Annotated in this window: 11 protein-coding genes and 1 pseudogene; 1 reads left to right on the top strand and 11 read right to left on the bottom strand. The window is 32.8% G+C overall.

The window, feature by feature from the left end:
- Positions 1 to 39: 39 nt before the first annotated feature.
- From BTO16_RS11940 to BTO16_RS11995, 11 genes and pseudogenes are all read right to left on the bottom strand, one after another.
- Complete coding sequence (locus tag BTO16_RS11940; protein ID WP_211298233.1) at positions 40 to 2,778, bottom strand: alpha-L-rhamnosidase; 2,739 nt, start codon at positions 2,776 to 2,778, stop codon at positions 40 to 42.
- Positions 2,779 to 3,044: 266 nt separating this feature from the next.
- Positions 3,045 to 6,392 (bottom strand): glycosyl hydrolase, encoded by a 3,348-nt coding sequence (locus tag BTO16_RS11945; protein WP_105021911.1) that lies wholly within the window; start codon positions 6,390 to 6,392, stop codon positions 3,045 to 3,047.
- 2 nt (positions 6,393 to 6,394) lie between these two features.
- Positions 6,395 to 7,195: pseudogene (gene budA / locus BTO16_RS11950) on the bottom strand (acetolactate decarboxylase).
- A gap of 114 nt (positions 7,196 to 7,309) precedes the next feature.
- Positions 7,310 to 9,676, bottom strand: coding sequence for a glycoside hydrolase family 3 N-terminal domain-containing protein (locus BTO16_RS11960; protein WP_105021914.1), 2,367 nt, complete (start codon positions 9,674 to 9,676; stop codon positions 7,310 to 7,312).
- 212 nt (positions 9,677 to 9,888) lie between these two features.
- Complete coding sequence (locus tag BTO16_RS11965) at positions 9,889 to 11,460, bottom strand: GH39 family glycosyl hydrolase (RefSeq protein WP_105021915.1); 1,572 nt, start codon at positions 11,458 to 11,460, stop codon at positions 9,889 to 9,891.
- Between the two features lie 17 nt (positions 11,461 to 11,477).
- Entirely contained in the window at positions 11,478 to 12,281 is an 804-nt protein-coding gene (locus BTO16_RS11970; protein WP_105021916.1) for a 3-keto-disaccharide hydrolase, read from the bottom strand.
- A gap of 10 nt (positions 12,282 to 12,291) precedes the next feature.
- On the bottom strand, positions 12,292 to 15,390 hold the full coding sequence (locus BTO16_RS11975; protein ID WP_105021917.1) for a glycoside hydrolase family 2 TIM barrel-domain containing protein: 3,099 nt from the start codon (positions 15,388 to 15,390) through the stop codon (positions 12,292 to 12,294).
- 65 nt (positions 15,391 to 15,455) lie between these two features.
- Complete coding sequence (locus BTO16_RS11980) at positions 15,456 to 16,847, bottom strand: glycoside hydrolase family 43 protein (RefSeq protein WP_105021918.1); 1,392 nt, start codon at positions 16,845 to 16,847, stop codon at positions 15,456 to 15,458.
- A 107-nt stretch (positions 16,848 to 16,954) separates the two neighbouring features.
- Entirely contained in the window at positions 16,955 to 18,466 is a 1,512-nt protein-coding gene (locus tag BTO16_RS11985) for a glycoside hydrolase family protein (RefSeq protein ID WP_105021919.1), read from the bottom strand.
- A 177-nt stretch (positions 18,467 to 18,643) separates the two neighbouring features.
- Positions 18,644 to 19,612, bottom strand: coding sequence for a T9SS type A sorting domain-containing protein (locus tag BTO16_RS11990; RefSeq protein WP_105021920.1), 969 nt, complete (start codon positions 19,610 to 19,612; stop codon positions 18,644 to 18,646).
- Positions 19,613 to 19,737: 125 nt separating this feature from the next.
- A complete protein-coding gene (locus BTO16_RS11995; protein ID WP_105021921.1) occupies positions 19,738 to 22,695 on the bottom strand; it encodes an Ig-like domain-containing protein in 2,958 nt (985 codons plus the stop codon).
- A 236-nt stretch (positions 22,696 to 22,931) separates the two neighbouring features.
- Between BTO16_RS11995 and uxaC the strand changes: the two genes are divergently transcribed.
- Positions 22,932 to 24,335 carry a glucuronate isomerase gene (gene uxaC / locus BTO16_RS12000; RefSeq protein WP_105021922.1) on the top strand — a complete coding sequence of 468 codons (1,404 nt, stop codon included), beginning with the start codon at positions 22,932 to 22,934 and terminating at the stop codon, positions 24,333 to 24,335.
- The last annotated feature ends 349 nt before the right edge of the window (positions 24,336 to 24,684 follow it).

Consider the following 24,684-nt stretch of genomic DNA (forward strand, 5'->3'; position numbering starts at 1 on the left):
AAACCAAACAGGATATTAAACCCTGTTTGGGTTACTATTTTATTTTTTTAAAGGATATTCAAATTGATACGTTCCTGCACCTAAAGTCAATTCTAAAGCTTTATCAGTAGCCTTTATTTTTTGCTTCACATCAGCATTTACTGCTTTTGAATTTATCAATAAAGATTCAATTTTTGCATTATTTAAAGTGATAGTTCCTGTTGTATTTGCCGGAATTGTAATAGCATACACAAAGTTGTCATTCTCAATTTTCCAGCCAGATTTTACCTCGCCATACAAAGATTGAAATGTTACTTTTGCATGCGTTAAACCGCCACCAACATGCGGATTGAATAAAATATGTTTGTACCCAGGATTTTTAGGATCTATACTTAAACCTGCCACATAATTGTACAACCATTCACCAATTGCACCATACGCATAATGGTTAAAACTGTTCATTCCGTCAATAATTGATCCATCTGGTTTTTGAGTGTCCCAGCGTTCCCAAATAGTGGTTGCGCCCTGCGTTACAGGATATAACCAACCTGGAAATTCTTTTCTATTTAACAACATAAACGCTAAATCGTCTCTACCAATTTTTGATAATGTGCTACATAATAACGGAGTTCCTAAAAATCCAGTTGTTAAATGACCAAACTTTTTAACATCCGCAGCAAAATAATTAGCCGATTTCTGAATTAAATTTTCCGGAACTAAATCAAAAGATAAAGCTAGTGCATATGCCGTTTGTGTATGAGACATTAAGCGTCCATTTGGCGTAATATATTCTTGAATAAATGCTTTTTTTACGTTCTCTGCTAACGTTTTATAATTGGCTGCATCTTCCTTTTTTCCAAGAATAGTTGCAATTTTGCTTACTAATGACGTTGAATATTTAAAATATGCCGTTGCAATTAGATCTTTTTCGGTTACAGAACCAGCATAATCTGGCGCATCAGAATTAAAAGCTAACCAATCTCCCCAGTGCCATCTATTTTGATCCCATAAAAAATTGTTTCCTGCGTGTTTTCTCATATATTCAATCCATGCCGTCATACTTGCATACTGTTGTTCTAAAACACGCACATCGCCATAGGTTTGATATACAGACCAAGGAATAATCACCGCAGCATCTGCCCAACCAGTTGTTCCACCCAGTTTATTATTCCACATATCCGGTATAACATTTGGCACTTCGCCATTTGGTTGCTGATCTAAAGCTAAATCTTTTAACCATTTTGTGTAAAAAGAAGCAACGTCAAAATTAAAACCAGCAGTCATACTAAAAACCTGAGCGTCACCTGTCCAACCAACACGTTCGTCTCGTTGTGGGCAATCTGTAGGAATGTCTAAAAAATTATCTCTTTGACCCCATTGAATATTACTTTGTAATTGATTAATTAATGGATTTGACGTTTCAAAAGTTCCTGTTTCTTGCATATCAGAATGAATTACCATTCCTGTAATATCGTCTGCAATTGGAGTTGCACCTTCAACTTTTATAAAACGAAAACCATGAAATGTAAAATGTGGTTGAAATGTTTCTACACCATTTCCTGACAACACAAAACGATCTGTTGCTTCTGCAGCTCTTAAATTCTTTGTAAAAAAGTTACCTTCTTTGTCTAAAACTTCTGCAAATTTTAACGTAATGGTATCTCCTTTTTTCCCTTTTACTTTAATTTTTGCCCAACCCACAATATTCTGACCTAAATCGAAAACCAATTCTCCTGTTGGTGTTTTTATCGTTTTAATTGGTTTTATTTCTTGTGTAATTCTTACTGGCAATCCGTTTGAAGCAACTAAAATTTCTTTAGAGTGATTTAAAATACTTGTTGCTTTCCAAGTTGATGCATTAAAATTATTAGTAGCCCAACCTTTCATTTCTAGATTTGCATCATAGGTTTCGCCATTATAAATATCTGATTTTAAAATTGGTCCGTAACTAGATTTCCAAGAATCATTAGTAACAATAATTTCATTTGTTCCGTCTGTATATTCTATTTTTAACTGTACAAAAAGAGCTAAGGTATCTCCATAATAACTACGCAATCCATCCCAACCTAAATAACCTCTGTACCAACCATCGCCAACAATAGCGCCAATTGTATTTGCTTTTTGCAGCATTGAAGTAACATCAAAAGTTTGATATTGAATACGCTTTTTGTAGCTTGTAAAACCTGGCGTAAATTGTTGATCTCCAACTTTTTCTCCATTGATAAATAGTTGATATAATCCTAATGAAGTTGCATATGCTCTTGCTGATTTGATTGTTTTTGAAGCTGAAAATTCTTTTCTAAAATACTGACTTGGTAATGAAGTTGCTGATTTTTTTTCATCTTTCATGGTAATCCAAGATGCTTCCCAATCAGTAGTTTTTAAGATACCCATTTCCCAAAAAGCAACAGCACTCCATTTAGAAGCCTTGTTTTTGTTGTCCCAAATTTTTACTTGCCAATACAAACGTTGCATCGATTTTAGCGCTTCTCCTTCATATTCAATATTTACAGCGGTATCGCTCTTTACTTTTCCTGAAGTCCAAACTAAACTGCTTTTTTTGCTTAATTCTGATGCCGAATTAGCAACACGAATTTCATAAGCAGTTTGCGCACTATTTTCATCCGAAGAAAGCATTTGCCAACTTAATCTTGGTTTTTGAACATCAATTCCAATAGGGTTTATATGATATTCTACAACTAATTTATGAGCTTGTAACTTTTGTGCTAATAATGAGGATGAACCGCAAACGAACATCAAAAGTAAATTGAAAACTATCGTTTTATGAATTAATTTCATGTGTTTTTCTAGTGTAAAATAAATTATTAAACTCTTTTGACTTTTAAAAAATAAACTAAAAACGAAACTATTTATATATTTTTTATTTAGCATCCTGTTCTGTGCTGTAAGTATGCTTCATTGTTATAAAAATAATTGTTGCACAATAAAGCACTAAAGACAGATTCGCTTTTAGAAGCAAGAACCAAGACTTGATTCTAATTAGCTGAAAAAAGCCGTAACTTAAAATAAAATTATTTTTAATCAGGAACTAATGAATGAAAATACTATTTTTTGCTTTCAATAAAAATTAACCTCTCATTTTTTATTTGAACCGGTCCTAATAATCCTGCGGATATTAAACTACTATTTTCATAGTAAAAGTTAGCAGTTGTAAAAGTAGTTCGTTTACTTTTAGGCATTGGTTGATTGTTTACATACCAATCTGGCATACTTGCACCCTCTTTATCGAAACCATCTGTAGCAGGAAATCTCTCATCACCAATTAAGCGGTTTGTCCATTGATTGGTTACTTTTATTTCTAATGTATTTTCGCCTTTTTGTAATTGTTTTGTAATATCTAATTTAAAAGGAGACATCCATAAAACCCCTAAATTTTTCCCATTCAAAATTACCTCAGCGGCAATACTTACTTTGCCTAAATCTAATATATAACGTGCTGTTTTTTCTGATTTCTTATCATCAAAACTAAAACTTTTACGATAAACGGCAGTTCCAGAATAATAGTTGATATTTTCATTTTTATGATCTTTCCAATCTGTTAATTCTTTAAAAGGAATCTTTGCTTCAAAGTCATTTTCTTTTAAAAATTCTACATTCCAATTTTTACTGATGTCAATCGGCTTTTCTATATTTTTAATTTCGATACGTCTCTTTTCTCCTGAATCTAAATTTGCTATAAATATTCCGTTTTCTTTTACCATTAATTGCAATTGATTCTTGCTATTAAGAATATATTCTGTTTGTATATTATTAGGTTGATTTTCTAAACTTACTGTATGAATTCCTCTTGATGACTCTCTAAAAACTACAAAAACAGCTTCCTCACCTTCTAAATGTATCCAAGCTTTTGTTTGACCTTTTTTGTGAATAAACTGACCTAATTTTTTAGTGCTTCCGTCAATAGGATTCCATAATTCAGGAATTTTACCATCAATATTAAAATCACATTCAAATACAGCCGCTTTTTTATCACGATTGTAAAAGAAATAAATATCGGTATTTTCATCTTTACGGTGTGTGTACAACAAATCGTCTCTATCCACAAAATCTAAATCGGTAGCAATATTATTTTCTTTAAATATTTTTTTCCAATTAAAATCGGCATAGGTTTTAGGTTGATTTTTAATTTCTAAAACCAACTTTTTAAACGTTTCTTTCAGTTTTTCTGATACCAAATAACCAGCGGGTTCTATAGTCTTTACACCAACTACAGGAATTCCTGCCAATGCTATTTTATGAATTTTCTCTAGCGATTTTAAGGATAATTTTTCACAATTTTTTAAAACCAAAACTTTATAACTTGTACCACTTGGCAAAACTATTTGACCTTTTTTAATGGTAATTCCGTTAATTAAAACATCTGCATTTACATTGTCAAAATTAGTTTCATTAGGAATGTTTGGTTCAAAATCGTCTCTGTAAAAAGGCGCATTTGGAGAACCTTCACCAATAAAAATCAATACATCAGAAACTGGCAAACCTTGTCGTAACATATAAGAACCTCGTTGCATATATTTAAACCAAGCTTCGCCAGCATTGTACCACCAAGTGTTGGTTCTATCAAAATGAAAACCCCATTTATCCAACGTCATTCCTGGTTTTACTTGTGTGTTTGCCTGATGCGCAAAACGATGTAACATAAACTGATTAATACCTTGCACCCAAGCAGAATCTCCTTCAACTTTTACCATTCCAGGATGTCCTTTCCAATTGGTTTTTGGAATAGAAGTAAAGGATTCTGCAGAAACAATATTTTTGCCATAAATACGACTTCCAGAAATTGCTGCACCCATCATTTTTACTTTACGATCTGGCCAAAATTCTCCCATATTAATATCGGCTTTTTCCGCAACATCCAATTCGTTTATCATACCATCGCCGTAGGGTTCAAAATAAGTTTTTAATCCGTCTTTATGACACAACTCACTAAAATACCCATAATAATTTTCGGTAACTAAATCGCAAGTAAGTTTTCTAAAATCAGACAAAACAGCATCCGAAGCTTTGGCACTTTCTACAAATCGACCTGTAAACAAGGGTAGAAATTGCACCAAATCATACCCATCCTTTTGTTTAAAAACAGTATCTAATTCATCAGTCCAGTTTTGTAAGCCTCTTTCAAAACTATCAATCTCAATATATTGCAAGGAATTATTCCCTTTTAAATTTTGAACTGCTTTGGTAATAAAATTATCATAATGCGTTTTGATTGCTTTTTTACTGAATTTATCACACTCTAACCCGCGACCAGAAACTGAGGACGGTGCATTCTCTTGACCATTTGTAGTATATCCAAAACGAATAATGGTATAATCACCCTTTGGCAAAGTGGTTTTTAAATTCCCTTTTGCATCCATTTTAGCCGATAAATTGATGATTGTTTTTGGATCAATAATCATCTCTTTTTTTGGATTTCCAATATTAGAAAGCTCATTATCGTCAATTCGAAGAAGACCAGTTCGTGCTAATAGATTCCCGACAGTAAAAGTAGCCATCAAATTAATTTCTCTTATAACCGAAACCGAATGGAGATTAATTCTAAAATAACGAGCAGTAATAGGTTCAAAATGATCAAAAAAATCAACTCTTTGATGAACTGTTTTGTGTTTAAAAAGGTCTTTTACTTTTGTATAATTTATGCCATCGTTAGAAGTTAACAACTCTGCACTTGCCCATCTATCTTTGACTTCCATAAAAAAAGACTGGATGGTATACGATTTGCCATAATCAAACTGTACCCAAGAATTTTTACCTTCAATTGTAGCTTCGGTTTTTGAATTTTTATCAACAACCAAACCGCTATTAAAATTAGGATCTGATGAAGTAATTTTAGGTTTGTTATTAAAATCTACTTTTTCCGATGGCAAAGTTGGATATGCTAAAACCGCAACATCTTTATAGAAATCTTTGCGTGTAAATGGCTGTTTTAGTTTTACGTTTACTTGTCCGCCTTTCAAAATTGTATCAGAATAGACCAACATTTTCATACTGTTTTCTGGCGTAATCCAAGGGCCACCGCTAGAAGACCATCCATCGCAATTATGAAACCCAAAAGTAAGCCCCAAACGATCACATTCAGTTGCCGCATGTTTTAACATTTCGTGATGTTCGGGCGAATTGTATGCAATCTTTCCAGCAGGAGTATGTTCAGAAACATTAAAAAGCAACACACCACCAAGTCCAACTTTCTCAATCGCTTCTAAATCTTTGGTCAAACCCTCTTTGGACATATTGCCACTTAAAGCGTGCATCCACGTTTTTGCTTTTGAGTCTGCAGGTGGATTTTTAAAATTTGCTTCTAATTCTGATTGTTGAAATTGATTTTGAACTTGTCTATGACACCCAAAAAAAGTTAGCACTAGTATAAATTGAAATAGAAGCCTTTTTATCATAATTATTTTTTATTGTATTGAAAACTTTTCTCTAAATTAACAGAATCATATGCTGGAGTTTCTGGTAAATCAAATTGATATTTTGCAATTCTTTTAAAACCTCCAGATAAATTTGAAGCATCAGTAAATTCCATTACATGACCTGCAGATTTTTTATCAGCAGAAACAAAATGAAAATGATAGCCAGCCACATTTATTTTTCCGATGAAATCTGGACAGTAAAAACCAACCAACGTTCCAGTGATATTTTCCCTATCAAAAACAGGTCTATTTGGGATTAAAACATCCAAACCTTCTGTATACGGTTTTTCTTGTTTTGGAACTCCACCTAATTTTAATTTGTTAAAAGTACCATGAATTTGAAACGCATAGAAATAATTTCTAGAGCCTATTTGTTCGTTAATTTGTGCTCTTAAATGATTATAATTTTCAACTTTATTGATATCAAAAGTTTTGTCTTCTGTGTAAAATGCAGCATTAGCATAGGCAATTTTGGTAGTGTCATTTACTACAATTACTTGTCCGTTTCCTAGTGCTTCGTACAAAATTCAGTCTAACATAATTAGCTCGCCATCTAAACCATTATAAGAACCTAAACCAATAGTTCCTTTTTGTTTTAATTCGCCGGCAGTTAACGTACCATCGTAAATTTTATTTACAAAAGCTTCCCAAATAGAATAATGATAAAACACATCGGTTTCATTTTTTTGGATACTATTCTCTTGAACTGCTATTTTTGTTTGATCATTTTTACAACTAATTATTACAGCGAAAATGATGAATAGATACAATAGTTTTTTCATAAGTTGATTGTTTTTAAATTCATTTTTATATAACAGAAATCACATCAAATATCAGCCAAAAAAGACCTCATGATTAGCAATTTTCCCATATTTGAAACTGACCAAAAAATCGTATTATTTTAATCTAAATATTTTCTCTAATCGAATATCATCCGAAGCACCTCCAACCATCAAATTGAATTCGCCAGGTTCTACAACCTTTTTTAAATCTATTCCTGTAAATGATAAATCTTTTTCTGGATTTAGCGCAAACGTCAATGTTTTTTCCTCACCTGCTTTTAACCATACTTTCTCAAATCGCACTAACAATTGTGCAGGTCGAGTTACAGAAGCCACTTTATCTCTAAAATATATTTGTGCAATTTCAGCACCATCAATTTTTCCTGTATTTTTTACTTTTACAGAAAAAGTAACAGCTTCATTCATATCAAAAACTTCTTTTTCAATATTTAAATCTGAATACTCAAAAGACGTATAGGATAAACCATGACCAAATGCATACACTGGCGTTGGTGGTGTTTCCCAATATCCTTTATAAAAAGAATTTGCTTTCATAGAATAATAAAAGGGAATCTGTCCTGCAGAGTGCAAGAAGCTTATTGTTAATTTTCCTGAGGGATTTACTGCGCCAAAAATCACTTTAGACAAAGCGTCACCATTTGTTTGTCCCAAATAAAAGGTATTTACAATGGCACTTGCTTTTTCCGCAATTTCAGGGATAGCATAAGGTCTGCCGCCCATTAGCACAACGATTACGGGTTTTCCAGTTGCAATTGCATCCATTACTAGTTTTTTCTGATTTCCTAACAAATCAATTGTCGACCTATCTCCTGCAACTCCTGGTCTGTAAAAAGCCTCCCTACTTGTCTTTTCATTTCCACCCACACAAACAATGGCAACATCTGATTTTTTAACTAAATCGATTGCCTTAATCATCGATTCCTTTTCTTCAGATTCTGTGTATTCTATAAGTCGGTCTTGTCCATTTTTATTTTCAAATTTGGCTATTTTGCATCCTTCTTCATAATTGACTTTAACCGATTTTCCTACGTAATTCTTTATTCCCTTTAAAATAGAAACAACATCATCATTTTTCATGGAATATGTTCCCATCTCATCCGAATTGGCATTTGGCCCAATAACAGCAATATTTTTAATCTCCTTTACATTCAAAGGTAGAATATTATTGGTGTTTTTTAATAAAACGACTGATTCTGTTGCTATTTTCTCAGCAAGTGCTACATGTTTTTTATTTCCTATAAAATCACTCACTCCTTTTGTTTCTGTATACGGATTTTCAAATAACCCCAACATAAACTTTAAACGTAATATCCTTTTTACACTTGCATCAAGCTCCTTTACAAGTGCTGGATTTTCTTCTACAACTTCTTGTAGATATTTAAAAGCAGAAGCAGAAGGCAAATCTATATCCATCCCAGCGATAAGACCTAGTTTTGCTGCTTCTTGAGTTGTTGCCGCTATATGGTGGAATTCTTCAAGACGTTTTATATCATTATAGTCAGAAACCACAATACCTTTAAAACCCCAAGTATTTCTTAACAAATCGGTTAAAAGCCATTTATTTCCATGTGCAGGCACACCGTCAACTTCACAATGTGACGCCATCATTCCTAATGCGTTGGTTTGTTCAACAACCGCTTTAAACGGAGGCAATATCTCATCAAAAAGAACTTTGGTATCAATAGGTGTTGCAGCAAAATTTCTACCACCTTCTACTTGACCATAACCTGCAAAGTGTTTAGGCGACGCAATTACATGCGTTAATCCTGGGTTTCCTGTGGTTCCTCCCTGTAATCCAGAAATAATAGAAATAGCCATTTGAGTTGTTAAATACGTATCTTCTCCATAGGTTTCTTCGATTCTACCCCAACGCGGATCTCTACCGATATCTAGCACTGGTGTATGTGCTTCGTGTCCTCCTCTAGTTCTTGCTTCACGTCCAATTACATCAAACACTTCGTTAACAAGTTTTGTATTCCAGCTAGAAGCCATGGCAAGCGGTGTAGGAAAAACAGTAGAATTACGACCTGCGTGTCCATGTAAACATTCTGTCCCAATAATTGCAGGAATCCCAAGTCGGGTTTTTTCTTTTAAGTATTTCTGAAGACTGTTTACCATCTCAACACTTTTTTCTGGCATGCGCTGATCAAAAGTGTTTTCAATAAAACCGATACCGTTTTTTAGCTGTTCTTCAATTGATTTTTCAATAAGCTCTACTCCTTCTTCTACAGCTGCGGATTTTCGTATAGATGCCGAATTCAATTGCATTGCCTTTTCTTCCAAAGTCATTTTAGAAAGCAAGTCATTAACTCTATCGTTAATATTAGCATTCGGATTTTTGTAAATCGCTATACCTTTCTTTGATGGTTGATCACCTAAACTGATGTACTTTTTGCCTGAAATAAATAATACAGAACTTAAAGCCAAGCCCATAAAAATATACAAATACTTGTTTTTCATGTTTATTAAAAATATTTATGTATTGATTTAAATTGATGCAATATTCAACTCATAATTGCAACAAACTTTTATTAAACGCTTTACTACTTTGTCATCTTTTTGTAGTAAATTTTACTCTATGAACAACCACTTAATAATCTGGTAAATCCATCGTTATTGCTTGACTGTTTTATGTTACTTTAAGTAGATAACAAAAAGATTCATAATAAAGACTACATTTTAGTCATGGTCATAAAAAAAACATCATTTTCTTTAATTTTAAGCGTCTTAGCAAATTTTCCGTCTTTGATGGTTACAGTTAATTCTTCAACAGGGTTGTTTTCTGAAGCTTCCTTTAACTGTTTTTCTTGAGCTTTCGTTATTTGCGATGGACTTCCCATTTGGATGTACTTTGTATAAGCATCATTGACTAAATAACCAGTTTGGTAAACCTGAACGTTGTATGTACCAGGTTGCAAATTGTTGACCTTGAGCGTAACGTCTCCAATTGAATTTGCTGGTACTTCTTTCCCAAAATATTCGTTATTGTAAGAACCTTTGAAATCAATATTGGTTAAATTCCAAAATAAAGCTTGAACATTCCCTTTGTCATCTTTACAAACTATGGCACTTTGATCATCGGTCGTTAATTCTTTATTACCTAAGCCTGCCAAAAATTCATACGCGAAGTAGGAAGGCTTTTTAATATCCTGAAGGTTAATTAAACCAAAACCACCATGGAAAGGCGTTTTAGGCGGGCCTGCTTCTTCAAAAATATCTGTAAATGTCCAGTAACTCATACTAGTAGCTTCATTTTCCGATTTTTTAAGAACGTTAAGAATATAAGCTGCATTAAAATATGTATCGTGAATTAAATCTGCGGGCGAATATGAGGTGTTCCATTCCGTAAAATGAAGTGGAAGATCTGGGCGTGGAGATTTAAGTATGTCCTGTTTCGAGTTAGCCACTCTACTGGGTAAAACGTCCAAATCTGGACGTAAAATAAGCTTTTTAGTACCAAATTCATCTAAGCCATCGCCTTTTACGCCGTAAGCATGGGTAGAAACAAAATCAACTGACCAATTATTTGCAACGCAAAGTTCTATGAAATCTGAAATCCAAGCTGTACCTGAAGTTGCAGGTCCGCCAACTTTATAATCTGTAGAAACTAACTTGACAGCTTTTGCCGTTTCACTATACAATTTCATGTAAGCGTCCAACTTATTTGGAAACTCAATATTATTTGAGATAAAGAAAGCTGGATGATTTGGCTCGTTCCAAAGTTCAAATAGCCATGTTTTTACTTCTTCTTTGCCATAGCGTTCTTCTAAATGTTTTACAAATGCCGTAATAAGTCCGTTCCATTTAGCATAATCTTTCGGAGGCGTAACATTTCCTTTCCACCAAAAAACAGTCTTATCGTCACTGGCTAAGGCCGATGGCATAAATGATAACTCAACAATTGGCTTAATGTTTTGCGTTAATAAAAAATCATAAAGCCTATCTACATATTGCCAATTATAAATTGGGGTGCCTGCTTGATCTTCAAAGTAAACGCCCATATCGTCAGATAAAATTCCGTGGAAACGAATATACTTAAAGCCGATTTCTTGTTGCACTTCTTTCAGTTGAGCTTGCCAGTCGGCTCTTAAACCTTCGTTTGCCCTTCCTGCACCAATGCAGTATAGGTAACTTGGCGATAGTTCGCCTTTTACTTTATTTACATCAACAGAAATGGTGCGTTGTTGTGCGTTTGTAGGTAAATAAAAGAGAGATAATAATAAAAGGATACTTTTAATATTCATAATTTTTTATGTAATTATTATTTTAAAAATGTTTCTGCTGGTACAAATTCCTTCAATTCTTTAATCATAATATTTCGATAGTAAATTTCAGCAGTTTCAGATTGAAAACCTATTTTACCTCCATCCATTACAAAGTTCGTTGCCATATTTACAATCTCTCCATTTAGTTTGTGAATTGAATATTCACTTCCCATAACGATGACTTCACATTGATTCCATTTGTCATTTAAACCGTTAAAATTTCGAGTCGGACTTGCCAAATGCTCCATACCTCTTGGTGGTTGTGGTTTTCCTCCATCTTCAATAAAAGCAAATTCGTTGTTTTCATTAGAAGTCCAATTATACGGCGCTAATCCCCAATAATCTCCTGTATGATTTTTATCGATTTCCGGGTTATAACGCACTTGATATTCTATTCCTTTTGGCCAAATAGCATCATCGATAACATGATAATACAACCCAGCATCATATTGAAACATTGGGTAATTATTTGCTTTATTCTTTCCCCATTTGTATTCAAATTTCAGAATATACTTGCTGTAGGCTTTGTCTGTATAAAACAAACCATGCGTTGGGTTTTTACCATTTGCAACCTCTGATCCTTCTGGCACTTCTTTAAAAACATGGATCATACCATTTTCAATCTGAAACACTTTATTTGCTAAATCAGCATCATTATTCCTGATTTTTAAATACCAACCCTCCCAATTTTCTCCATTAAATAACGAAACAAAACCGGTCATGTCAGCTTTAGTTTGTTGCATTTTACAAGCGCTAATGGTAATCAATATAATCGCTACAATACTTAATTTTAATTTCATCTTCTTCTTTTTAAAGTTTGTTTATTGGAGATATTCGATATTTATAGGAATAAAAATCGTTCAATGCTTGATATTGATCTAACGGAACTCCGCCCCAACTATTACGACCGCCAACACCCATTTGAAACGCATCAATATTGAAAAAAATGTAAGGAGAACGAGTCATTTCAAAAGCATATTTTGATTTTTCTATCGTTTCATCAGAATAATATCGTGCTCCAACTCCAACAGGTTTTCCTAAAGTTTCGAAACGTACACCTTTCCCATTCTCATCGGTTAAAGTAACCCAACGAACAGCTGTTTTGTAGCCATTTTCTTGAGGACGAGCATAATCTACCCATTGTGCATCCACAGCACCTTTATACAAACCAATGGTTTCATAATTACGATCTGCATAGGTTTCTTGCTGCCCACGACCATACCAATTTAGGTTATAAAAATCTGCATTTACCTGCCATTTCATACCTATTCTATGTGCATTTCTATCCTTTAAAACTATAGCAGAGTTATCATAAAGTACTTCTATGTCAATGGTTCCATTTCCATAAATAGTATAATTGCTTGTAACTTTTGCTTTTGTAATTGAGTTTGAAATTTCAAGAATAACAACAACTGTATTTTCTTTTTTATCAACAGTAAACTTGGTTACTTTTTGAGATTCATTTGCGTTTTTCCAAATATTAGAACCTACAGCGCCACCTAACTCGCCTTTACCCATTGCGCCTCTATCATTATCTGTAAAAGGACGCCAAAAATCTAATCTACTTCCAGATATCATTTCTTTGTCCAATACTTTATAGGAAGTAAAATCACCACTAATTTTATGTAACTCCAAAGAAAAAGTATCACCAGAAACTACTACTTTTTCTGCAGATTCAGTTAAACTGATGCGCTCTTTATTATTAGTTTCTTCTACAGCATAACTTCCGGAAAGCACAAACTGATCCCAAGAAATTTCATGTCCGGCAGCTACTAATGCTGTTTTATTTTTTGAGAAAAACCGAACTGTTAAAAATCTTTCCTGTGCTGATGTAGCCAAAATTGGCAAATTTAAGTTCACTTTCTTTTCTGATCTCGCAGAAATATCTAAATAATCAATACTTCCTGATGCAATTAATTTTCCGTTTTCATGAATTTCCCAAATACCTGTTGCTATTTCCTTGATATTTGTAAAATCGAACCAATTATGAATTGCAACAATTCCGTTTTCTAAATCCACAGGTTTTGTATGAATATTTCGATACGCATATTTTACAGCATATAATCCTGGATGTGGTTGCCAATTGGCATCAATCAATCCGTTTTGAGAGTAACTTCCATCGTTAGAATACTTTTGTTTGTGCCATCCGCCGTAGGCAGAAAAATATTCTTTTACAGGACCTGTTCCTATTTTGTCTTTTGCTGAATCTGGTGTTTTAGTTTTTAATCCTTGATCCATCCAATCCCAAATAAAACCACCAAAATGACGGTCATTTGCATAAATCAAATCCCAATATTCTTTTAAATTCCCTGACGAGTTTCCCATTGCATGATTATATTCGCACGTCATTAATGGTTTTGCATTTTCTGGAAGCCAATCTACAGGTGGATAAAATCGAGAAATAACATCACTTGCATTTTGATCTCCTTGATAATGAACAGGTCTCGTTGGGTCGTTTTCATGAATCCAATTATATGCTTTTATAAAATGAGGGCCGTCTGAACATTCGTTTCCTAAAGACCACATAATAATTGAAGGATGATTTTTATTTGCCTTTACCATTCTTGTAATACGATCTAGATAAGGTTTCTCCCAAGTGGGATCGTTAGACAGTTGATTAAAACCGCGATTTCCAAAACCATGGGTTTCTAAATTGGCTTCATCCATCAAATAAATACCAAACTCATCACAGAGATCATACCATTCTGGAACATCTGGATAATGACTATTTCTAACGGCATTGATATTAAAAGATTTCATTAATTGAATATCTCGTAACATGGTTTCTCTAGAAACAACCTGACCGTTTACAGGATCAAATTCATGGCGATTAACACCTTTCATCTTCACCGGAACTCCGTTTACTAAAAACAAATTACCTTTAATTTCAACTTTACGAAAGCCCACTTTTTGAGGAATGCTTTCTAAAATAGTCCCTTTTTCATCCTTTAAGTTCAGTAAAGTTGTATATAAATAAGGATCTTCTGAATTCCATTTTCTAGGATTTTTTATGGCTAAAGAAATTTTAGATTCTTTAGCAGCAATTTCTTTTATTAATACTAAATTTCTTTCTGCATCAAAAAGCTGAAGCTCAACAGCATAGTTAAGAGGTACATTTGCTAATTTTAAATCAATATCTAAAGTTGCATTTACATAATTTGAGTCTAAAACGGTTTGAATGGTAAAATCTCGAATATGCGCACGTTTTCTAGAACTCAAATATACATCTCGATACATACCAGACAGTCGCCAGAAATCTTGGTCTTCTAGATAAGAACCATCGCACCAGCGATATACCTCTACAGAAACTACATTTTTTCCTAGTTTTACTTTATCTGTAATATTGAATTCTACAGAAGTTCTACTTCCTTGACTATAGCCAACTTTTTTACCATTAATCCATATAAAAAAAGCAGAATTTACCCCATCAAAAGTGATAAAGGTTTCATGATTTTTCCATGCTGATGAAATTTCAAAATTACGACGGTAAGATCCTACAGGATTATCATCATGAGGAATAAAAGGTGGATTTTTAGGAAAAGGATACTTCACATTAGTATATAAAGGCAAACTATATCCTTTCATTTCCCAATTAGAAGGAACTTGAATTGTATCCCAATTAGAATCATCAAAATTCTCTTTGTAAAAATCGATTGGTCTATCCGCAGGTTTTTCAACAAAATTAAATTTCCAATCACCATTTAATAATTGAAACCAAGAAGATTCTGATCGATTAAATGTTTTTGCAGATTGAACACTAGGAAAACTATAAAAGTGCGCATGTGGCTCTTCTGTACCTTGTTGTATAATTGCTTGATTTTCCCAATTAAGGGGTGATTCTTTTTGGGAATAGCTCTTTTCAATTAAAAGAAACAGACACAAAAAACTTACTATGGCTAACCTTTTCATTTTTAATTTTTTAATGATTTATTGCTAAACATAAGTTTTTGTAAATCAACCAAAAAATAGTAGATCTACTTTTTAAATTCCCACCAATTAAAGTTGAAAACATTTGCTCCTTGACCTGTAAATTTAAAGTACACATCGTGTGTGCCTTTTATTTGCTCCACAGCACAAGTTACAGTTTTCCATATCGTTAAATTTCCAGTAGGTGTAATTTCACAAGTACCAATTAATCTACCTTTTTCACTGCCAATTCTTATTTCAATTCCGCCAAAATTTTGTGCTGCTATTCTTGCTTCAAAAGATGTTGCGCCGTTTTCGAAATCTACTCCAGCAACTTTTATCCAATCGCCACTTTCAATTTCTGTAACCATTCTTCCTTGAAAAATATCATTACAAGCAGCAGTTTCAATTCCCGGTAACAAATATGATTGTGTTGCCATTGTTTCTGCTTCATTTCTTTGAAACGGATTTACATTTTTAACCTGTTTTGGTCCTTCGGATGTTGGAATTACTTCTTTGATTGTACCATCGGTATTAAAAAATAATTCATCCACAGAAACAGAACGTTGACGCAATGCAATGTTTTCCTCCACTTTTCTATCCGTAGCAATTTTTCTTGTATGATATCCTAAATACCATTTGTCTTTAAATGAAAAAACACTTGCATGAGAATTGTTATAATTATCTGCTGGTTGTTTTAAAATAATTCCTTTATATTCCCAACCAGACATAGGGTTATCACTCATCATATACTCTATATTCATACCTGTACCAATATTAGTAAAATATGAAAAATAGTATTTTGTAATTCCCTTTACAGTGCGTTTACTAATATAACCACCCTCGTAAAAACCCGGCGCATCAATTAAAACAGCTTCCCCAACTGTGCTAACTAGATCGTCTCCTAATTTAATAATTCTTCCATTTTTTTTACGTTTTCCATCCATCTGAATTTTTGTTGGTCCGCCTCCAAAAACGCAATAGGCTTGACCGTCATTATCAATAAAAACAGTGGGGTCAAAAAGCCATTCTACATCAGAATTTGGAGTTTCTTTAGTTATTAATGGTTTGCCGCCAACACCTTTAAAAGGACCTGTTGGACTATCGCTGACAGAAACATTTACACTTCTATTTCCATCACCTGTGTACAAATAAAATTTTCCGTTTTTTTCTACTACGGATGGAGCCCAAGCTTGTGTAACCCAAGGCATATCATCTGGCGCTTTAAACACTTCGCCATGATCTGTGTAGTTTTTCATATCCTCTGTAGAAATACAGGTAATATCATTCATCCAATATCTTTTTTGTTCATCGATATCATGTGAAGTCCATAGGTATAAACGACCATTGTATTCTAAACCAGTTGGATCTGCAGTATATCTTTGGGAAATAACTGGGTTTTGTGCGTAATTTTGTAATGTAATTATCACTAATAACGTTAAGGTAAAAACTCTTTTCATCTATTTATTTTTTAATTTAATATAGAACAAAAAATGCTAATTTAATCTGATAAGATTGTTTCAAAATCAGATTAAATTAGCATTATGATCGTAATTAATTCTACTTATTACAATGAAATTTTATTTACTGATAAAGGAGGTAATATGATAACTGATGTTCCTTCATCTATTAAAGTTAAGGCACTTTGATCAAGATTTAAATACTTATTATCTTGAAGGCTTTCGAAAAATAACGCTTCATGTTTTTTAGAACTTGTTAAAACGGTTCCATCTAATTTTACTCTAAAAGGCACACTTCTTACCGTTTTATTTACTGCAAAAATTAATGTTTTTCCATTTTTAGTTACAGCTTTTGCCTCTACAGCATTTACTCCTGTATCTAAAATTCTTGTTGAAATTGAAGTTTCATAAATCTGACTATCTTCGAATACATCACGTAATATTTCATAAACTGCACCATGTCCAGTTTTTTTCATATTTCTTAACGATTTTTCTGGGCGTCCACCGTTATCTGTAAACTCATCACCAAAACTATACATTGGGTTTAAAGCCGTTGTTAATCCAAACCATTCTGCACGTTCATAGGTGTCTTGGTTTTCAAATAAATACATATAAGCGTCTGCTTGACCTAAAAAAGAAGCAGCATTTAAACCACAACTTACGCCCCATTCTGTTAACCAAACTGGTTTTCCTGGCGCAAAATCTTGAACAAATTTTGTAGAATTTTTTAATTCGATTCTTGGAGTAAGAATCGTTTTATATGTTTCAATACTTTTTATAATTTTTGGATCTGTTCTTTCTGGATCAATATATTTATGCAAAGAAATAGCATCAAAATACGTTTTACTAAAGATTCCTATTTGAAGATTATAAGCTGCTTGGTCTGTCCTCCATCCCATTGGCACGGATATTTTTAAGCCTGGTTTTGCTGCTTTTAAAGCTGCTGATATTGGCCTTACCGTAAAGAAATATTTTATTGGTGTTGATGTCTTTGAACTTCTTTGATCTAACCAAAATTGTTCATTTCCTAATTCTATATATTTTACATCAAAACCTTTTGCCTCACTATCTTTTAAACGTGCTACAGATTTTGCTGCATTATCATAATTTACATTATAAGTAAAAATAGTATTAAAACCCATTTCTGCATGTAAATCTGTTAAACCAGGAAAACCAGCTTTTGTATTATTATTAGCCCAAGTATCCATTACGCCTCTATGAAATTCACCAATATCATAAGGGTCTGTAGCATCATATTCAGACATATCTTTTTCCCAATTGTACCAATTAGCCCAAACTCCACTTGGAAAACGAACAGTAACGGGTTTTAAAAAACGTACAATTTCTTTTTCGTCATTGGTTGAAAATCCTCCAAAATTTGCACCTAGTAAAAGGTTATTAGCTGCAATTGTATTAGATGAATTGATACTTAGTGTTGCCGTTGTCATTTTTGCTGATTCATAAGGATATCCTGTTTTATCTGCCAAAGGCAAATCTAGGCCTGCAAACCAATTGTCTCCTTCTCCTGAGACCCCTCCTCCTATTATCTCGTCTTCAACGTCTTTTTTACAAGAAAATACTACAACACATAATAACAATATGTAAGTGATTTTTTTCATTTTAATATTTATTTATTTTGTTTCTTATTATGTAAATTTAACCGACAGATTATACAAAACCATCCTGCACTATACTGTATATCTTAACAAATTTTATTTTAAAATAGTGATAACTAAAAAAGCTATCTAAAAAATAATTAGATAGCCCTTATTTAATATTATTCTAATACTATTCTCTTAATTTGTAATCAACCTTTTAGTTGCATGTGGTGTTTTTAAAATATAAACTCCTTTAGCAAATTGCGAAAGATTAACCGAAGTTCCTTCTCCTCTTAAAACTTTAACTCCAAGTACATTATAAACTTCCCAGTTACTTTCCTTGTTTAAATTAAACACTCCTCCAGCAGATGGATTTGGATACGCAGATAATTTACTTCCTAAAACTTGCTCATCATCAACACTCGCTGTTGCGGTACTATCAAAGGTAAATTTTATATAATCAAAAGTTGGTCCACCATCTAATGTTCTAGCATAAACGATCCAAGTTCCTACTTCTAGCGTAAACGGCTTAGAGTTTTGTGAGTCTCTATAGATATAACCACCATCATCTGCAATATTTGTTGAAAGTAATGTTCCATCAATTGCATCAGCACTAGTAGCTACAAATAACTGCTTAACAGGTGTTAAAGTTGCTGGAGAATACAAAGTAATTTCATACCTTTTACCAGCACCAAAGCTTTTAAAGTTAAGGTTTAAATGATAGGTACCAGCTGTTACAACCTCTACCGTCTGTAATGTGTATTCGCCTCCTTGATTACCTGTAATTACATAACCCGTGCTAGTATCTTCGTAAGTTATTTCTGCAACATCAACATCTCCAGCTGGCCTATATGTACCTGCAACATCATTACCAGAATTGTTTCCTGGTACTGCTCCTGCGGCTACTGATTTATCCCAATAAGTACCAAAAGCTTCACTAGACATATTTGCCCCAATATTAAAACTATCAGGAAAACCAGGTAAAGAATCAAAATTTTCTAATTCCATTCTAGTCACAGATCCAACAACGCCTGTTGCACCAATTTTTATAGCGGTACCTCCAAATGGCTCTCCTAAATAGACATTATCCCCTTGTGCTTGTGACGTTTGCGCTCCTAAAAGTGCTAATGCACCAATAAATAGTGCTTTGTGTAATTTTGTCTTCATAAAGTTTTTTATTTAATTAATGATTGTTTTTAACAAATTTAAAGCTACATCTTAAAAAAAGCATCCTGTACTATGCTGTAAAGTGTTTAACTTTAACATATAACTGTTCAATATTGATGTGAAATTTAATTATAAAGTAATCTTTTCTTAATTCCGTTTTTAGTTTTTAAAATGTAAACACCTTTCGAAAATTTTGATATATTAACAAGATTGCCCTCTCCTTTTAAAATTTGTTTTCCTAAAGTTGAATAAACTATCCAAGTTTGAGAAGTACTTAAATTAAATATGCCATAATTACTAGGAACAGGATATATATTTAATATTTCTTTTTCATTATTTAGGTAATTTAAACCTAGGGTTTCTACTTTATTTAAGGTGATATAATCATATCTTGGCCCTGCGCCACCATTAGGAATTCTAAACTCTAAAATCCAATTTCCTTTAGTTAGATTAAAATTTGATGAAGTATAATCTCCAAAAATCACTTCATCATTTTCATTTACTATTTTTTTAATTCCTGTTGTTGACGAGCCTCCAAGTGCTGCAAATAACTGGGTTGAACTAGTCAAATCAATTGGCAATATATATGCTTCTAATGGTTTTGAAGTTACCGAATATGTAAAGTAATTTACAAGTATTTGATAAACTCCATCCTCTTCAACATTTACACTATACCTTGTAAATTCTCCTCCTGAAAGTGATTCAGTAACAAACCCAGAACCTCCAGTACCTATATCTACATTTTCGCCTTCTTTTGTTCTATATACACCACCTGAATTCCCGTCAGTTGTATCATGAAAAGCTACTCCTTCTCCGCCTTCATCATAATCTTCAATCTGTATAATACCAGGAATATTATGTATAACTCCCCCATAAGGTTCGTGCACAACGGGCGTTTTTACATAAACAATAATTGTTGCTGTAGAAATTTTTGCGGAAGTATTTGTAGTTTTTAAGAGTAAAACATAGGATCCTTCGTCCATATTTTCTAATTGTGTATTAGATTGACCATTAAAACCCCAAGTATAAGGTGCTTGATTTAAAATACTTACAGAAACATCATCTATAAAAAGTTCAATACTTTGTATTTGTGATGCATCTATATTTGGCGCTGCTTCTACTTCTATGGTTGAACCCGTTTCAAAAATTTTTTCATTTTTTGGATTAAGAAACTCTGCATCTGGTGGAATTACAGGAATATATTCTAAAAACAATTCTTTTAATTTTAGAACATCACAAGAAAAATCACCGCCCGATTTAATAGTCGCCCAATAATAGATCATACCAGCATCAGAACAATCAAATTTACCAACAATTGCTGGGTAATTCATTGCTGTTGTTTGGGCTACAAAGCCTCTATCCCAAAGCCAATTTATTCTAGAATCTGTATGATCTCTTGCCCAATACCAATCGCTTAAAGGCTTTTTTAATAAAATATTTTGATCCGGAATTGATTTTAAATTTGTTGTTGGAATTCCCAACGACATTACATCACTTAAATCATATGTATCACCAACATCATTTGCAGGATGATGTGTAATTACAAATATAAATGCTCTTTTTGATACTTCTGCAGCATTTACAGCCTCCCAAATAATATCTGGTTCACCTGCTTCTATAATCCATAGAGGATTTGATTTTGACGAGTCGTTAATTTTATCTTTTAAATCCTTTATTGCTGCTGCTTTTTGCAATTGACAGTTGAAAAAAGTAATATGATCAAAACCACCAAACCTTAATGCTGTTCCGTCGCAACTCGTTTGCATTTCTGCTTCACGAAAAGCACCTCCAGGATCATTTGCTCCAGGAACTAAATCACAAGAATGCGAATAATGTACCAATTGGTTTTCTAAACCCAACGCTTTTAAAATTGCTAATGAAATTGGTGTTCCTGCAATATCGTCAGAATCTCTATAATTTCCATCTGCAACAACTGCAACTCTTCCTTGGTAAACAGTTGGTACCATGGCAACACTTTTCCATCTTCCTCGTGCCCAAGCTGTTCCTGTTCCTTCAGAAATTATTCCATTTGTGTGCGAATTAGATTCAACGGCAATAATATCACCTTTATTAATCTTTACACCTTCAAAAATAACCTCTTGATGTTGATAGTCCTTATCTTGACTAACTGACGGATTTGTATACGTACCAACCACAACATCATTTACTAAAAAACGATATGAACATTCACCGTCAAACTCTGCCAACGTTTTTAATATAACATTATAGGTGTCATTTTTTCCTTTAAAATCTGTGTTCGCTTTGGCAAATTTACCTCTATCAGTTACTGCGGATGCATCAATTGCTAAAGCGCTTCTTGCAACATCTTTATAATAATCTACTTCGCCTACATTAATATTTGTAAAGTGATTAATTGCATCATAAGTATATCTTTCTACAATTCCGCCATCATCAAACCATTGAGATTCTTGAGTAATTGCTCTTGCTTGATGAGTTGGAATTGAAGTTTTTGCTAATAAAATTCTATCAACATTAAAACGTTGCGAACGACCAGACATCGTTAATGTATAAATTTCTCCTGCTTTAAAACTGAATATAGCTTTTGGTTGCAAATGATTTCTATCATAATTGGTACCCCAGCCCCAATCTCCATTTCCTCCTCTACCCACAAATATTTTAGTATCAGTGTTCATCCAACTAATATCTGGTGGCCCATTTACACCTACAGTATAATCTCCCTGTACCTTAAACCAAGCATCATTTCCCCAATCTTGGGGCTCGTCTGCAAGCAACCTAGACCTACCTCTTACATTTAAGGAATAATCGCCTGCTTCATTAATTTTAAATTTGTAAACTAAAGGCGATAAAGGTGACCCTGAACCTGTTACAACCCCTCCAGAAAACTCTAAATGACCCGTTCCGGAAAATGTTGAAAAAGTTGTACTTGTTACCCACAAATCTAATGGACTCGTTGTATTTTCTGCCTCCATCATTACAATACCCGCTTTTTCTAGAAATATTTTTTGCGAAAACATCTCTAAGGTTGTACCAAATAAAAAATAAAGAAACATAAAATAATAAAATGCTTTTTCTTTAATATTATTGTTATTCTGTAGATCCATTATTATTAAAGTTGACGTGATATTTTGTTTGTTTTATTTTAAAATATAAATTTTCAAAAAATTAAAAGTATCCTGTACTATACTGTTGAATTTCAATTATCCACTTTTATATTTTATACAACCTAACTTTAAAAAATTAAGCATTTATTGTTGTTTTTTGATGTTAAAAATAAGTTCAACTTTGTATATTTGAATTTCTTAATGGCAATATTAACTTCCTTTCTTAAACTTAAAAAATGAATACATTTCTTACTAAAGACTTTCTACTTCAAAACGATTTTGCTAAAAAATTGTATCATCAATTTGCTAAGGATTTACCAATCATTGATTATCACAATCATTTATCACCGCAGCAAATTGCAGCAGACACTAAATTTGAAAATATTACCCAAGTTTGGTTGGCTGGTGACCATTATAAATGGCGTGCAATGCGTGCTTTTGGTATCAATGAAAAATACATAACGGGTACCGCAACTGATAAAGAAAAATTTTTAAAATGGGCAGAAGTGGTTCCTTTTACCATTAGAAACCCGTTATTTCATTGGACGCATTTAGAACTGAAAGCGTATTTTGGAATTGATGAAATTTTATCACCAAAAAACGCAGAAAAAATTTACGAGAAAACTCAAAAAATATTGCAACAAAAAACACATTCTGCAAATGGTTTATTAAAAATGCAAAACGTAGAAAGTTTATGCACAACTGATGATCCTGTTGATTCTTTACAGTATCATATTGCCATTCAAAAAGATGCTGCTAAAGTAAAAACGTACCCAACATTTAGACCTGATAAATCTTTTGCAGTAGAAGATGTAAAAAGCTACAATGAATATCTTAAAAAGCTTGAAACAGCAAGTAATTTATCAATTAAAAATTACGCAGACCTGCTGACTGCTTTAGGAAACAGAATCGATTTTTTTAACGAAAATGGCTGTAAATTATCGGATCACGGTTTAGAACAATTGTACTTTTTTGAAACTGAAAAATATGATATTTCTTCACTTTTTGATACAGTAAAAAATCATCAAGATTTAACGATGGATGAAGTTGCTTTTTTTAAATCAAAAACCATGATTGCTTTAGGAAAAATGTATCATAAAAAAGGTTGGACACAGCAATTGCATTTGGGTGCTATCAGAAATAATAACAAACGTTTATTAAGCGAACTAGGGCCAGATACTGGTTTTGATTCTATTGGCGATTTCTCGCAAGCGAAGGCTTTAAGCGGATTTTTAAATACTTTAGATAGCAAAAATCAATTAACAAAAACGATTGTTTATAATTTAAATCCGGCAGATAATGAAATGTTTGCAACGATGGTTGGTAATTTTAATGATGGTACTATAAAAGGTAAAGTTCAGTTTGGCGCTGCTTGGTGGTTTTTAGACCAAAAAGACGGAATGGAAAAACAAATTGAAACGCTTTCTAATCAAGGTTTATTAAGTTGTTTTGTTGGTATGTTAACAGATTCTAGAAGTTTTTTGTCTTTTCCTAGACACGAATATTTTAGAAGAATTTTATGCAATATTATTGGTACTGATGTTGAAAATGGAGAGCTACCAAACGATGAAGAATTTTTAGGCAAAATTGTAAGTGATATTTGCTATTACAATGCTAAAAATTACTTTAATTTTAAATAATATTTTTAGTCCATTTATTATTTTTAGCCGAAATTTTTTAAGCCTTAAATAATGTAATATTAGCCTCAAAAAAACTAACCGATAGTATACATTTCCAAAAACCACCTTTAAATTTTATTTTATAAATATGCGTAAAACCTAAAGGTGGTTTAAATATATAGTTTCTAAAATCTAAATAATTCTAGTCTAAAACCATAAGAAAATCTCTAATTACAGGGTTTAAAAATTAATTGATTTAAAAGTATTTAGAATCAACTAGTTCTAATATAAATAAACTTTAAATCCGAAGAGATTGATGCTAAAAACGTCTGTTTTATAGTTCTAATTTGCTAACCTATTTCGTATTTAA

Source organism: Polaribacter glomeratus (assembly GCF_002954665.1).
Classification (GTDB): Bacteria; Bacteroidota; Bacteroidia; order Flavobacteriales; family Flavobacteriaceae; genus Polaribacter; species Polaribacter glomeratus.